Below are 14,188 nucleotides of genomic sequence, written 5' to 3'. Positions count from 1 at the left end.
TAATTTATGGGAAACTATATTGTTTTTGATCTTGAATGGAATCAGGGGAAATCAGTTAAAGAAAGGAACGGGAAATCGCTGCCCTTCGAAATTATCGAAATAGGTGCGATCCGCCTTGATGAAAACATGAAAAGAACAGGTGAGTTTAACAGACTCATCTGTCCCCAGATTTATAAAAAAATGCACAAGATAACAGAGAATCTCATTCACATCACAATGGATGATCTTAAGAGCGGTGATGATTTTGTAACCGTAGTAAATGATTTTCTTAACTGGTGCGGTGAGGATCCCATATTCTGCACCTGGGGACCCCTTGATCTTACAGAGCTTCAGCGTAATATGGACTTTTTTGATATGAAGCTTTTATCGGACAGACCGCTTCCATTTTATGATGTGCAAAAGCTCTATAGTATCATGTATGAAGATGGAAAAATGAGACGTTCTCTTGAGCACGCTACGGACAGTCTTGGAATGGAGAAGGACAGTGCTTTTCACAGAGCCCTTTCAGATGCGGACTACACCGCAAGGATTTTTGTGGAGCTTGATAAAAAGGTTCTCTATAACTATTCCTTCGATAATTACGTGACTCCCAAGACCAAGGATCAGGAAGTTCATATTGTTTTTGATCACTATGCAAAATACATTTCCAGGGAATTTAAGACCAAGGAAGAACTCCTTGCTGATCCTGAAGTAATGGGCACAAAGTGTTATCTTTGTAATCACCCTTTAAGACGAAAGATTAAATGGTTTTCCATTAACGGCAAGCACTTCTACAGCGTATCCATCTGTAAGGAGCATGGCTATATGAAGGCCAAGGTCCGTGTTAAAAAGACAGAACGTGACAGGTACTATGCCGTTAAGACCCTTAAGTTTATTACAGAAAAGGAGATGCGCGAAGTAAAAGCAAAATCCGAGAAAAAGAAATATTAAAATCTCGGACCGCTTCTCTTTCTGGCTTCCTTCTTTCTCCTTGAAAGACGCTTTCTGTCCTCGCGGCTTCCACCGAAGCTGTAGGTTGAAATGAGAGCGCTGATATATATTGATAAAAGCAGCAGTCCTCCGGCTACCAAAATGCCGGAAAGGACTGTTTTTATATTAATGTAAATAGTCTTTTCAGGATCAGATTTATCAGAATCAGAGGAAGCCCCTGAATTTACCACAATATGTCCGTTTCCAATAGGAACTCCGCTGAAAAAATATTCGATGGTTGCTACAGATTCAGGTGAATTCTCATCATTTGTGTATAGAATCTTGGATGTGGCATCCGATAATTCAGCAGTCAAAGGAAGACAGACATAATCATTTTTGGTGAATTCAAGAGAAGCTCCCTTTATGTTGAAAATATCCTCACCCTGTGAGAAAAAGGAGTTGTCCTTAGGGATATATCCTGTCTCTTCGCTTTTTACATTGACTGCCTTAAAGTTATTAAAGCCATAATCAAAGAGCTGAACGGTATCTGTAAACTGCGCAGGAGATTCTTCCTTCAAAATAACGCAGACAAGCTTCATGTTACCGCGCTCAGCACAGGTTACAAGAGTCTCTCTTGCAAGATCTGTGTATCCTGTTTTTCCTCCGATAATTCCTGTGTAAGGTATCTCGCCGCTTATAAGTTTGTGCTTATTGTTTAGATAAAAATCATCAGGCTGCCCTGCACTTGGCTCAAAGTGATAGCGTGGAGTATTTCCAACTCTGCACAAAAGCTCATTTGAGAAAAATTCGCAGCCGATAAGAGCAAGGTCATAGGCGCTTGTGTAGTGGTCGGAATCCTGAAGTCCATTGGTATTAACAAAATGAGTATTGGTGCAGCCAAGAGACTTGGCCTTTTCATTCATAAGATCAACAAATCCCTGGATTGATCCGCAAAGATTCTCTGCTACAGCATTTGCAACTTCATTGGCACTACCAACCATAATTCCGTAAAGGCATTCTTCAAGAGAGAGGTATTCTCCTGCATCCATACCGATATTTGATCCATCGGCAGGAACGGAATGAATGGCGTCATAAGTGAAATTAATAGTATCCGACAAATTCCCCTTCTCAACCGCAAGAAGACAGGTCATGATCTTGGTGGTACTTGCAGGATAAAGCTCCTCATGTATGTTCTTGGAGTACAAAATTGTTCCTGTATTGACCTCCATGAGAATAGCAGCCTCAGCGCCGATCTCAGGACCTTCCGGCCAGCCGGCAATGGAGTTACTCTCAATAGGAAGAAGCTTTCTCTCATTAGCAGCTTCCTCAAGAGTCTCTGCCATAACAAAAATGCCGGAGTTTACAAATATAAGCACTGCAAGAAGCATTATTGATATTGTTTGTAATTTTCTAAATTTCAATTTATTTTGCTCCAAATACAGATAAAAATATGAAAAATTTCTTATTTTTCAGTCAAACAGTATAAAGTTTCTGCCCATTTATGATACACTAAAAGAGAAGGAAAATGAAAGGTAAATGTTTTAATGCGTTTAAGAAATATCTCCGGATCCAGAGAGCGAATTGCGGAGTCACCCTTCGCTATAGATAATCCCGAAGAGCACAAAGGGAAATGGAAAGAAGTATTTGGAAATGACAATCCTGTCCGTATCGAGGTTGGAACAGGTAAGGGCAGATTTATAATGGATCTGGCAGCAGCCAATCCTGATATAAATTATGTAGGAATTGAGAAGTACTCAAGTGTACTTTTAAGAGCTATTCAGAAGCAGACAGAGCTTGAACTTAAGAATGTCAGATTTATCCGTATGGAAGCTGAGATTTTAACAGAGGTTTTTGATAAGGGTGAAGTGGATAGGATTTATCTTAATTTTTCCGATCCCTGGCCCAAAGAAAGACACGCACAGAGACGACTTACATCTAGTACCTTCCTTAACAGATATGATCATATTTTAAAAGAGGATGGACAGCTTGAGTTTAAGACAGATAACAAGGAGCTGTTTGATTTTTCACTGATGGAGCTCAATACTGCAGGCTGGCACGCAGAGGCAGTGACCTTCGATCTTCATAACGACGCAGCTATGAACGAAGGCAACATAATGACAGAATATGAGGAACGGTTTTCTGCAAAGGGCAATCCGATCTTCAAATATATTATTAAAAGGTAAGTACTTTAAAATCTAACACAGCGATATGAGGGATATCGCGGAAAGAGGTGGACAATGGCGGAGTATACTTTTACTACAAAGAACTTTGAAGAAGAAGTTCTCAACAGCAAGATTCCGGTTCTTATCGACTTCATGGCTGATTGGTGCGGTCCTTGTAAGATGATGGCACCCATGATCGATGAGTTTGCCAAGGAGTACGATGGGGAGCTTAAGGTTGGCAAGATCAACGTTGATGAGCAGCCTGAGATTGCTCAGAAATACGGAGTAATGTCAATTCCCATGTTTGCCTTTATTAAAGACGGTGAGCTTGTAGACTCTGCAGTTGGTGCTCAGAGTAAGGCTAAGCTCCAGAACATGATCGACAAGATCGTTTCATAATTATAATGATTTTCATGGCCTCTCCGTAAAAGGAGAGGCTTTTTCTTTGCCCGGGATGAAGATGATATTGTTTTGTGATAAAATATCTTTTGATTTAAGTAAATGCCTTTTGATTTTGATAAAAAGAGCTTTGCTTATTTCAGGGGGAGATATTAGCCTGAAGAATTCGGAGGAGAGCTTTTGGCAGATAATATCAGAAATTTTAATGATTATAGGAAAAAAGTAAATATAGAAAATCAGGATACTGAGGAGATAAATATCGAGATTCAGGATCCCTTAGACTTTTTGTCAGCAAGTGAACGTGAAGAGTACTACAGAACTCAGCATGAAGCCATGGACAGGGAAAGGGAGAGCTTAGATGAGGATTCTTCTGAGTTCTACTTTGATGACGAGCCTCCAAAACAGCAGAGGGATGAGACCGGATACCAGGTAAGGGAAGAGCAGGAAGATATAGAGGACTATGAATATGAAGAAAGACCTGCTCGCCGCCCTGTAAGAGAACCTGCAAGGAAGCCTTCCCGCAAAGCAGAAAAGAAGGTTTCACGAAAAGAAGAAAAGAAAACTTCTCGAAAAGTTGTGAAGGAAACCTCCCGTGACAGGGGCAGAAGAGGCCGAGATGAAGATGACTGGTTCGATGAGGATGAAGATATGGGAGGCGGCATCAATCCATATGTTGTTGTAAGGATTGCTTCTGCTCTTACAGGAATTTTCATTCTTATCCTTATGGGAATGATATTTAAGGTTAAGGTCTATGATGTTTATCTAAAGCCGGACCCGGATGAAGTGCGAGGAACCGTGCAGGTAGGTCAGGTTGCAGGATATACCTACACAGACGATAAGGTTGTGACTACCACAGAGCTTAATCTCAGGAATACTCCCAGCACAGTGTCGGATGACTTTATTGAGGTGCAGGTTCCTGAGGGTACTGTTCTTGACAGAATAGCCGTAAGTGATGATGGAGTTTGGGCTCAGGTAGAGTACGAAGATAAAGTCCTCTACTGCGTTATGAAATATCTAAGGGTGGAAGAATAAAGAGCTTCGATTGTTTCTTACAGGCATAGCAGCGCTGTGAGAAATAAAGCAAAGAAAAAGCTGCTCCTTACGAGAAGGAATGCAGCCATGAATAAAATGGATCAAGAGCTTCTGACAGTTCATCATATCTGTCTGCAAGCTCTTCGATTTTGTCAAAGATCTGCGCCGATGCTATTTTGCCATCCATTGCGGCAACCAGCCTCTGTGAGCTTTTTGATTCAAGAGAGCGAATGTCCATATGTATAAGGATTTCTTCATGCAGATCAGATACTGCTTCAAAGAGTGCAGGATACTTCTTTTTTACATAAGAGAGCTCATCAAGCAGAGTCTCACGCCTTTGCAGGAAAAAGAGGATGTATACAGGCTCCACAATCTCTCTGGGCTCTATCTCCTCAATGTATGAACCATCCTCATAATCCCTTGAGGATGCATAGTACTCACAGATTTCCTGGATAAAGGGGCTTACGCGCTCATCGTCATATAATTTTTGTAATTCGTTAGTGTAAGATTCTTTCATGGTTATGCCTAATAAGTGATATAGTAAAATAAATATTTTCTTTAACTACTATACAACAACGAGGATAGATATGAGAATAGGAATTTTTGATTCTGGTATGGGAGGCCTTTCTGTTTTACATGAAGCCTACCATCTTCTTTCAGATCAGGAATATATATTTTATGCGGACACAGAGCATGTACCCTACGGCCTTAAGACAGAGGAAGAGATAAAGGGATATGTTGATGAGATAGTCCGCTTTCTTATGGAAAAGGGAGTAGATGCCATAGTTATCGCCTGCAATACTGCCACAAGCGTTGCGGCTTCCTATGTCAGAGGAAAATATGACATTCCCATACTTGGCATGGAACCCGCAGTTAAGCCTGCCGTTGAAAATACCAGCGATGAGAGCAGAATTCTTGTTATGGCTACACCGGTTACTCTAAGGGAAGAGAAGCTGGCAAGCCTTCTAAGCCGAGTCGACAATCTTCACAGGGTTGATCTTCTTGAAATGCCAATGCTTGTTACCTATGCAGAGAGAGAAGAGTTTGATTCAGAGGAAGTAAAAGAATATCTAAAGAAGCAGTTTTCTTCTTTTGACATATCAAAATACAGTGCACTGGTTCTTGGTTGTACTCACTTTAACTACTTCAAACCGCTGTACAGAGAGATCCTGGGAGACAGCATAGAACTGGTGGATGGTAACTATGGAACCATCAGACATCTGGGTGATGTAATGGGGATTAATGTTAAAAACGATTCGAATTGTACGATGAAATTTAACGCACCACAAGATATTGTGGTTAATCATAATACTACATACTACGAGTCGGGATACGAAATTACGGATAACAATAGATTGTCAAAGTACCTCAGAATGCTGAACCGCCTTGAACTTATGCGAAATTTTTAATATCGATAAATTGTCACTTGATTTATACAACATAATGTATTATAGTTTAATTGTAGCCACAAGATATAGTTTTCGTGTGGCTATAATCATCTAAATCTAGTACGGGATCGGGTACATAGGGGGTGCCTGATTGTTGTAGAAATCATAGGGGGTTCACCAGTGAAAATTATCAAGAGAAGCGGAAAAGAAGTCACTTTTGACGGCGCGAAGATCCTTGCAGCAATAGAGAAGGCTAATAAGGAAGTTACACCGGATAAAAGCTTGTCTGCGGATCAGATCAAGAACATAGAGGCAAAGGTAGAGGAGAAGTGCGGCCTTCTCACAAGAGCAGCAAACGTGGAGGAGATCCAGGATATGGTCGAGGACGGCCTTATGGAATCCGGCAAGTTTGAGGTTGCACGTAAGTACATTACCTACCGTTATCGTCATGCCCTGGTGCGTAAATCAAACACCACCGATGAGCAGATTATGTCTCTTATCGAATGCAATAACGAAGAAGTAAAACAGGAGAACTCCAATAAGAATCCCACAGTAAACAGTGTGCAGAGAGACTACATGGCAGGCGAAGTAAGCCGTGATATTACACGTAGATTCCTTCTCCCTGAGGACGTTGTTAAGGCTCACCAGGAGGGAATCATTCATTTCCATGATTCAGATTACTTTGCTCAGCACATGCACAATTGCTGTCTTGTTAACCTCGAAGATATGCTCCAGAATGGCACAGTTATTTCTGAGACCATGATCGAGCGTCCTAAGAGCTTTTCAACAGCTTGTAATATTGCAACACAGGCAATCGCACAGATAGCAAGTTCACAGTATGGTGGACAGAGTATTACTTTGTCACATCTTGTGCCTTTTGTAGATGTAAGCAGACAGAAATTCCGCAGAGAAGTACGTAAGGAATTTGAGGATGCAGGAATGCAGGCATCCGATGATCAGATAAATGAGATAGCCGAGATGCGTGTACGCAAGGAGATCGAGCGAGGAGTTCAGGTTATCCAGTATCAGGTCATTACTCTTATGACTACAAATGGTCAGGCTCCTTTCATTACTGTTTTCATGTACCTCGACGAAGTACCGGAGGGACAGCTTCGTGACGACCTTGCGCTTGTTATTGAGGAGATGCTCAAGCAGCGTATCATCGGCGTTAAGAATGAGAAGGGTGTTTATATCACACCTGCTTTCCCGAAGCTGATCTACGTCCTTGACGAGGATAATATCCATGAGGGTACACCTTACTGGTATTTGACACAGCTTGCAGCAAAATGTACAGCAAAGAGAATGGTTCCTGATTACATCTCTGCCAAGAAGATGAAGGAATATAAGAACGGCGACGTTTATCCCTGCATGGGTTGCAGAAGCTTCCTTACTCCCGATAACAAGGGACTTGGAGAGAATAAAGAGCACAAGTATTACGGACGTTTCAATCAGGGCGTTGTTACCATCAACCTTGTTGACGTTGCCTGCTCTTCAGGAAAAGATGAGAATAAGTTCTGGGAACTGATGGAAGAGCGTACAGAGCTCTGCAAAAAGGCTCTTATGTGCAGACACAACCGTCTCCTTGGAACACCTTCAGATGTAGCACCTATTTTATGGCAGTTCGGAGCACTTGCAAGACTTAAGAAGGGTGAGAAGATCGACAAATTATTGTTTGATAACTATTCCACAATCTCACTCGGCTATGCAGGACTTTGCGAGTGTACCAAATACATGAAGGGCGTTACACATACAGATCCTTCAGGAAAAGACTTTGCACTTCGTGTTATGCAGTTCATGAACGATAAGTGTGCTAAGTGGAGAGAAGAGACCAACATCTCCTTCAGCCTTTACGGAACTCCCCTTGAGTCAACAACTTATAAGTTCGCAAGAGCACTTCAGAAGCGCTTTGGCATGATCGAAGGCGTTACTGATAAGAACTACATCACAAACAGCTATCACGTTCATGTAACAGAGAAGATTGATGCCTTCACCAAGCTCAAGTTTGAGTCTGAGTTCCAGGCACTTTCACCGGGCGGAGCTATCAGCTATGTTGAAGTTCCCAACATGAACAACAACATCGAGGCTGTTCTTGCAGTTATGCAGTACATTTATGAGAACATCATGTATGCTGAGCTGAACACCAAGAGTGATTACTGTCAGTGCTGCGGTTACAACGGCGAGATTCAGATTGAAAATGACACAGACGGCAAGCTTATCTGGGTATGCCCGAATTGTGGAAACAAAGATCAGACCAAGATGAACGTAGCAAGACGTACCTGTGGATATATCGGAACCCAGTATTGGAACCAGGGACGTACACAGGAGATTAAAGAGCGCGTACTGCATCTTTGATGCATGTTGCCATAGAATCCCTTTTGATCCGGAGCGGCCGAGTATTTCGGTGGATCAGGGAGGAGTAAAGGTATATAAAAAATGGGGAGAAGGAGCTATCTTAGGGTAGCTCCTTTCTAAACCTTAAAATATGTAGTAGAAATAAGAGGAAATTTATGAATTACGGCGAAATTAAAACCACTGATATTGCAAACGGAGTAGGTGTAAGAACATCACTTTTTGTTTCAGGATGCACCCACCACTGTAAGGGCTGCTTCAACGAGGAGACCTGGGACTTTAACTTTGGTAAGCCTTTCACAAAGGAAGTAGAGGATGAGATCATTGAATCACTTCGTCCCGTCTATGTGACCGGCCTTACAATCCTTGGAGGCGAACCCATGGAGGTTGTTAATCAGAAGGCTCTTCGCCCTTTCATCGAGCGCATCAAAAAAGAGCTTCCCGGTAAAACTATCTGGGTTTACTCAGGCTATGTATGGGAGGAACTCACAGATGTGAATAATTCCCGCTGCCACGGCGATGACACAGATGCCATTCTTTCAATGATAGACGTTCTTGTGGACGGCGAGTTCAAGCTTGATCTTAAGAACATTTCCCTTAAGTTCAGAGGATCATCTAACCAGAGAATCATTGATGTGCCCAAGACTCTTGAAGAGGGCAGCATTGTTCTTTCAGAGCATAATGATGATTGAGTTAAGAAATACTTGTATAGAAACCGGGAGCTGGTCTCTCGGTTTTTCCTTTTATACGTAACTATCGGTTATAGTGTATAATGAGTATTGATAATAAACTCGATTAGTAATGGAGATACTATATGCCAACACTTGGATGTGCGTCCGGAACAAGGGCGGTTATAGAAAAATACAACCTGAGCATACAAAAGAAATTTGGTCAGAATTTCCTTATTGATGACAGTGCCCTCAGCAAAACCGTTGAGGCAGCAGGCGTCACAAAGGAAGATACTGTTCTTGAAATCGGCCCTGGAATCGGAACCATGACCCAGTACATAGCTGAGAGCGCAGGAAAAGTCATAGCTGTTGAAATTGATAGAATGCTTATTCCGATTCTGGAGGATACTTTGTCTGACTACGATAATGTTAAGGTTATCAATCAGGATATCCTGAAGGTCGACATTGAGAGCATAGTTCAGGAAGAAAACGGTGGAAAGCCCATCAAGGTAGTAGCCAATCTTCCCTACTATATTACGACACCAATTTTGATGCGACTTCTTGAGAGTGAACTTCCTATAGATAGCATAACCGTAATGGTTCAGAAGGAAGTTGCTGACAGAATGGCAGAAAAGCCGGGCTCTAAGGACTACGGCGCACTTTCTTTAGCGGTCCAGTATTACACTGAGCCATCACTTGTGCAGGTTGTGCCCCCAAGTTCATTTATTCCGCAGCCGGGGGTGGACTCTGCGGTAATACATTTAAAGTGCCACAAAGAGCCCCCTGTGGAAGTAGCTGATTCCAAATTCATGTTTTCAGTTATCCGCTCAGCTTTTGCCCAGAGAAGAAAGACTCTTTCCAATGGCGTAGCCAACGGAAACATAGGCATTAACAGAGAGCAGGTTACAGACGCTCTCTCCAAGATGGGACTTAACCCTTCAGTAAGAGGCGAGAAGCTAAGCCTTGCAGAATTTGCAGAGCTTTCGAACCTCTTATATCCACTAGTAAATAAGACCGGAGATAAATAATGATTTTTGAAACCCACGCCCATTATGATGATGAGGCATTTGATACAGACAGGGATGAGCTCTTATCATCCATGAATGATAACGGAATTGGCATAATCGTAAATGCCACAGCCAGCAAAAGGACCGTAGAGCAGTCCCTTGAACTTTGTAAAAAATATCCATTCATATATACCACAATCGGTGTTCACCCAAGTGACTGCGCAGAGATGGATGAAGATGAGCTTTTATGGCTAAAAGAGCAGTGCTCCTATGAGAAGGCAGTTGCAGTTGGTGAGATCGGACTTGACTACCACTACGACGAACCCCCAAAGGATGTACAGAAAAAGTGGTTTGAAGCTCAGCTTCAGATGGCTAGGGATGTAAAGCTTCCCGTGATCATTCACTCAAGGGATGCTGCAAAGGATACCTTAGATATCATGAAGGCCATGAAGGCGGAGGAGATAGGCGGTGACATTCACTGTTTTTCATACTCTGTGGAAATGGCAAGAGAGTACCTTAACATGGGATTTTTCATCGGAGTCGGCGGAGTTATTACCTTCAAGAATGGCAAAAAGCTTCGTGAAGTCGTAGAATATGCACCCATTGAACAGATAGTAATAGAAACAGATTCGCCATACCTTGCACCGGAGCCCTACAGAGGAAAGCGAAACTCCTCACTGTACCTGCCTTATGTGGTTGAAAAGATCGCAGAAATTAAGGGATTAACCCCGGATGAAGTTATGGATATAACAACATCAAACGCCAAGCGACTTTATAGAATATAAAATCATTAAAACCCGCGTATTTTCGCGGGTTTTTCGCTATACTTTTTTGACATCAAAAGTATGCTATGCTAAAATTTACACTAGATATAGTATGAAAAAGTTTTAGAGGGCAATATTTTGGATAAAACAGAATATAAAATCAGAGCTGAGGAGATTAAATCGCTAATAAAAGCACAGCGTTATGCTGATGCCGTTAAGATAGCCGACACAATTGACTGGAAGAGGGTTAAGAGTGTCGGTATGCTTTGTGCCATAAGCGATCTGTACAAAGTAAACAGACGCCTGGAAGAGAGTAGAGATATTCTGCTTCTTGCTTATGACAGAAGTCCTACACGAAGAGAGATTGTTTATTCTTTGTGTGAGCTTGCTATTGCCATGGGCGAATTTGTTCAGGCTGTAGAATATTATAAAGAATTCGTAAGACTTGCTCCCAGGAACACTGCCAGATACATATTACAGTACAAGCTTTACGAGGCACAGGAAGTTAGTCTTGAAGAGCGAATTGCAGTTCTTGAGGAGTATAAAAAGCACGATTATAACGAAAAGTGGGCTTACGAGCTGGCATACCTTTACCACAGAGTAGGTCTTACCACTGAATGTATAGAAGAGTGCGACGAGCTTTTTGTTTACATGAGGGAAGGAAGATATGTAATCAAAGCCCTTGAGCTTAAGGCTCTCCATGAGCCACTTTCACCCCAACAGAAGGCAGTCTACGCACAGTATAAGGCAGCAACAGGCGGCACCATAAGTGCTCCCGAGATGCGTTCAGCCGAGATGGGCCGTGATGTTCAGGAAGGCACCAAGACGCCTACCAAAGAGCTTCCACAGGTTCCGGAAGACTTTGAAGCAGGCGACCTTGCAAAAGCTGATACCACTGAGATTAGAGCTGATGAAGTAAACGAAGCTGTGGGTGATGGTTATCAATATGAGCAGGAGTATACTGCCGAGAGCGATATTAATGACAGTCCTACCCAGATAATCGGAGAGGCAGTTCCCTATACAGAGCAGGCTGTAGATTCAGGGGCTGAAAGTGTTTACAATCAGGAGACCCAGCTTTGGGGCGCTGAGGAAGTTCAGCAGCAGATTGATAACACACAGGAAGAGAGAGCTGAATATGAGGTTCCTACCGTTAATGTAGGTGACTACAACACAGTTGACCTTCAAAAGGAGATTGCAGAGAACCTTAAAGAGGTACTTATTGCAAGTCCTGAGGCAGCGCTTTTTGCTGATGCAAATGGTCCCAAGGTAGATCACGAATCCCAGGATGCAGAAGACTCCGGCGAGATGTATGATACGACTGATACCATAGACATCCAGGCTACGCCTTCAATGTCTGAGGTATTTTACGAGGATAAGACCAGCGATATTAATCCGGAGGCTGTAAATGAGGAATTACCTGTAGAAGAGTCTGTGGATTCAGAAGAATCCATGGAAATGCAGGATGAAGCTATAGAGCCTGCAGAGGAAGAAACACCTTATGCTGAGCCAACAGCCCAGACTTCAGGAGAGCCCATAAAGAAGCCTTCTCTTGCAGAAGAGCTTAAGGATAAGGAAATTGCTGCAAACATTGCGGCAGCTACTTTGAACGAGCATGCTTTATACAAGGGCGCTGTTTTCACAGATGAACCGCTTCAGGATGAAGTTCCAGGCGCAGTAATAAAGCCCAACGTACGTTATCAGATAAACAATCATTTCGATAAGATGCTTTCTCAGGAATATGATGGTCAGATCAGTATGGCCATTGATGAGCAGAAGCAGGTTGAGCAGCAGATAACAGGTCAGATCAGCATTGGCGATTTCATGACCGACTGGGAGAGCTACAAGAAGGATCAGCAGCAAAAGCAACTTGATAATGTGAAAAAGCTTGTGGCATCTGAGACCGGTGAGCTGTTTAAGGATTTTGATGAGACAGCAGCAAAGCCTCTTCTTGAGGAAGAGCTTGAGGAAATTGAAGAGCCTAAGATAAAAGAGGTTCTTATGCCTGAGCCTGAGATTCCTGCTGTAAGTCAGGATATAGTTCCCATGGAAGATCTGCAGAATACTCAGTCCATGGTACAGATAACAGGCGAAGACCTTGAATTTGCCAGCACTATTTCCGAGCAGGAGGAAGTACCTCAGGAAACAGAAGAGCTTCCTGTAGAGGACGATGAGTACTACAGCGAAGAAGAGCCTTATAGCGAAGAAGAACTCATGGAAGATTATCCTGATGATGAGGATATTTCTGAAGATGAGTATCCGGAGGAGGATATTCCTGAAGAACCCGTTTCAGAAAATGGCCTTCACGAGCTTGTTTATACTCCCGAAGAGGAAGTTGATGCAGCGGAAGTAGATCTTGGCGAAACCACTGAGATTGAAAGTGCTGAAGTAGAAAACATAATAAATGAGCTTGAAACAGAAGAAGTAGAAAGTCAGCCTGAAGAAGTTGCAGATACATCTGAACCTGAGATTTCAGAAGAAACTGAAATTATAGATGAGCCTGAGACCACAGAGGAAGAGATAACTTCAGACGAACCTGAAGATTTGCAAGAGACTGAAACATCAGAAGATTCCTTGGAAGAGGAAGAACCACAAGAAGAGGAACTTCCCGAAGAGACTGAAAAGGCATCTTCTAAACCTGACAAAAAGGTGAAGGAAGAAGAGGAAGATACTGATGAGAAGGAGGATAAGGCTCTCGAAACAAGAGTCAGAGTCATGACTCCCGAAGAGAAAGAGCTCTTTGGTCCTTACATTCAGCATCGTAAGTCCCGCAAGCAGATCATTGAAGCCATCGATAACCTCAGCATGGCAGCATATACCAACAACGCCATAGTTACAGGCGAAGAAGGGGCAGGAACCGTTAATCTTGCAAAGGGTCTTATTAAGGCAGTGCAGGCAACGGATTCCAACTTCTCCGGTAAGGTTGCAATGATCAGTGCAATAACTCTTAATAAGAAATCCGTAAGTACTATTTTTGATAAGATAGTAAACGGTGCTCTTATTATCAGAAGGGCAGCAGATCTTAAAGAGGATACAGTTGCTACAATCCTTAAGCAGCTGCAGATTGAAAACAAGGGATATATTGTAATCATTGAAGATACTAAGGATGATATTGACAGACTTCTCGATAAATATCCGGATCTTAAGAAGTGCTTTAATGTTCGCGTTGACATAGAAGCTCTTGATGATGATTCTCTTGTTGCTTATGCAAAGCAGTATGCGCTTGAAAAAGAGCACGTAATAGATAACCTTGGAATCCTTGCTCTTCACCAGAAGATCAGTGAGAGACAGACTGTAGATCATGAAGTAACCGTCACAGAAGTAAAGGAAATGGTTGATGATGCGATCTACTATGCTGACAAGGCTTCTGTTGGTCATGTAGTGGATGTAATTTTCAGAAAACGTTTTGATGAAGACGACATGATCATACTTAGAGAAAAAGATTTCCTTCATTAAATTCAAAAAGGGCAGCCATTAATGTGGTCTGCCCTTAATTTGTGCTATAATGTAAAA

The 14,188-nt window shown here is 42.4% G+C and carries 12 protein-coding genes; 10 read left to right on the top strand and 2 right to left on the bottom strand.

From position 1 onward, the window contains the following. The first annotated feature begins 6 nt into the window (after positions 1-6). On the top strand, positions 7-930 hold the full coding sequence (locus G603_RS0111580) for a 3'-5' exonuclease (RefSeq protein WP_026524491.1): 924 nt from the start codon (positions 7-9) through the stop codon (positions 928-930). Here the strand turns inward: G603_RS0111580 and G603_RS0111575 are convergent. Next, on the bottom strand, positions 927-2,330 hold the full coding sequence (locus G603_RS0111575) for a D-alanyl-D-alanine carboxypeptidase family protein (RefSeq protein WP_242829630.1): 1,404 nt from the start codon (positions 2,328-2,330) through the stop codon (positions 927-929). The genes G603_RS0111580 and G603_RS0111575 overlap by 4 nt on opposite strands. A gap of 123 nt (positions 2,331-2,453) precedes the next feature. On the opposite strand from G603_RS0111575, the gene trmB reads away from it, so the two are divergent. The 3 genes from trmB to G603_RS0111560 all read left to right on the top strand — a co-directional run bounded on the left by trmB (position 2,454) and on the right by G603_RS0111560 (position 4,502). Continuing rightward, positions 2,454-3,092, top strand: a complete 639-nt coding sequence (gene trmB / locus G603_RS0111570; protein ID WP_026524489.1) for a tRNA (guanosine(46)-N7)-methyltransferase TrmB — start codon at positions 2,454-2,456, stop codon at positions 3,090-3,092. A 54-nt stretch (positions 3,093-3,146) separates the two neighbouring features. Continuing rightward, complete coding sequence (trxA, locus tag G603_RS0111565; RefSeq protein WP_026524488.1) at positions 3,147-3,470, top strand: thioredoxin; 324 nt, start codon at positions 3,147-3,149, stop codon at positions 3,468-3,470. 180 nt (positions 3,471-3,650) lie between these two features. Beyond that, a complete protein-coding gene (locus G603_RS0111560) occupies positions 3,651-4,502 on the top strand; it encodes a hypothetical protein (protein ID WP_026670320.1) in 852 nt (283 codons plus the stop codon). A 67-nt stretch (positions 4,503-4,569) separates the two neighbouring features. On the opposite strand, the gene G603_RS0111555 is transcribed toward G603_RS0111560, so the two are convergent. After that, complete coding sequence (locus G603_RS0111555) at positions 4,570-5,019, bottom strand: hypothetical protein (protein ID WP_026495426.1); 450 nt, start codon at positions 5,017-5,019, stop codon at positions 4,570-4,572. A 70-nt stretch (positions 5,020-5,089) separates the two neighbouring features. On the opposite strand from G603_RS0111555, the gene murI reads away from it, so the two are divergent. The 6 genes from murI to G603_RS0111525 all read left to right on the top strand — a co-directional run bounded on the left by murI (position 5,090) and on the right by G603_RS0111525 (position 14,131). Continuing rightward, positions 5,090-5,911 carry a glutamate racemase gene (gene murI / locus G603_RS0111550; protein WP_026524486.1) on the top strand — a complete coding sequence of 274 codons (822 nt, stop codon included), beginning with the start codon at positions 5,090-5,092 and terminating at the stop codon, positions 5,909-5,911. A 159-nt stretch (positions 5,912-6,070) separates the two neighbouring features. Next, on the top strand, positions 6,071-8,242 hold the full coding sequence (gene nrdD, locus G603_RS0111545) for an anaerobic ribonucleoside-triphosphate reductase (RefSeq protein ID WP_026524485.1): 2,172 nt from the start codon (positions 6,071-6,073) through the stop codon (positions 8,240-8,242). A 155-nt stretch (positions 8,243-8,397) separates the two neighbouring features. Next, positions 8,398-8,931 (top strand): anaerobic ribonucleoside-triphosphate reductase activating protein, encoded by a 534-nt coding sequence (gene nrdG, locus G603_RS0111540; protein ID WP_026670319.1) that lies wholly within the window; start codon positions 8,398-8,400, stop codon positions 8,929-8,931. Between the two features lie 122 nt (positions 8,932-9,053). Further along, positions 9,054-9,935 carry a 16S rRNA (adenine(1518)-N(6)/adenine(1519)-N(6))-dimethyltransferase RsmA gene (rsmA, locus tag G603_RS0111535; protein WP_026670318.1) on the top strand — a complete coding sequence of 294 codons (882 nt, stop codon included), beginning with the start codon at positions 9,054-9,056 and terminating at the stop codon, positions 9,933-9,935. Beyond that, positions 9,935-10,699, top strand: a complete 765-nt coding sequence (locus G603_RS0111530; RefSeq protein ID WP_026524482.1) for a TatD family hydrolase — start codon at positions 9,935-9,937, stop codon at positions 10,697-10,699. Before rsmA ends, G603_RS0111530 begins: the two co-directional genes overlap by 1 nt. 117 nt (positions 10,700-10,816) lie before the next feature. Then, on the top strand, positions 10,817-14,131 hold the full coding sequence (locus tag G603_RS0111525) for a tetratricopeptide repeat protein (RefSeq protein ID WP_026670317.1): 3,315 nt from the start codon (positions 10,817-10,819) through the stop codon (positions 14,129-14,131). Positions 14,132-14,188: the final 57 nt, after the last annotated feature.

The organism is Butyrivibrio sp. AE3006, from assembly GCF_000424165.1.
Taxonomy (GTDB): domain Bacteria; phylum Bacillota; class Clostridia; order Lachnospirales; family Lachnospiraceae; genus Butyrivibrio.
Note: the sequence above shows the minus strand (reverse complement) of the source record. Positions and strands in the feature narration are given on the sequence as shown.

Bases quoted from the DNA above. Each gene is read 5' to 3' on its own strand.
- G603_RS0111580 (WP_026524491.1), top strand. From the start codon at position 7: ATGGGAAACTATATTGTTTTTGATCTTGAATGGAATCAGGGGAAATCA.
- trmB (WP_026524489.1), top strand. From the start codon at position 2,454: ATGCGTTTAAGAAATATCTCCGGATCCAGAGAGCGAATTGCGGAGTCA.
- trxA (WP_026524488.1), top strand. From the start codon at position 3,147: ATGGCGGAGTATACTTTTACTACAAAGAACTTTGAAGAAGAAGTTCTC.
- G603_RS0111555 (WP_026495426.1), bottom strand. From the start codon at position 5,019: ATGAAAGAATCTTACACTAACGAATTACAAAAATTATATGACGATGAG.
- murI (WP_026524486.1), top strand. From the start codon at position 5,090: ATGAGAATAGGAATTTTTGATTCTGGTATGGGAGGCCTTTCTGTTTTA.
- nrdG (WP_026670319.1), top strand. From the start codon at position 8,398: ATGAATTACGGCGAAATTAAAACCACTGATATTGCAAACGGAGTAGGT.
- rsmA (WP_026670318.1), top strand. From the start codon at position 9,054: ATGCCAACACTTGGATGTGCGTCCGGAACAAGGGCGGTTATAGAAAAA.
- G603_RS0111530 (WP_026524482.1), top strand. From the start codon at position 9,935: ATGATTTTTGAAACCCACGCCCATTATGATGATGAGGCATTTGATACA.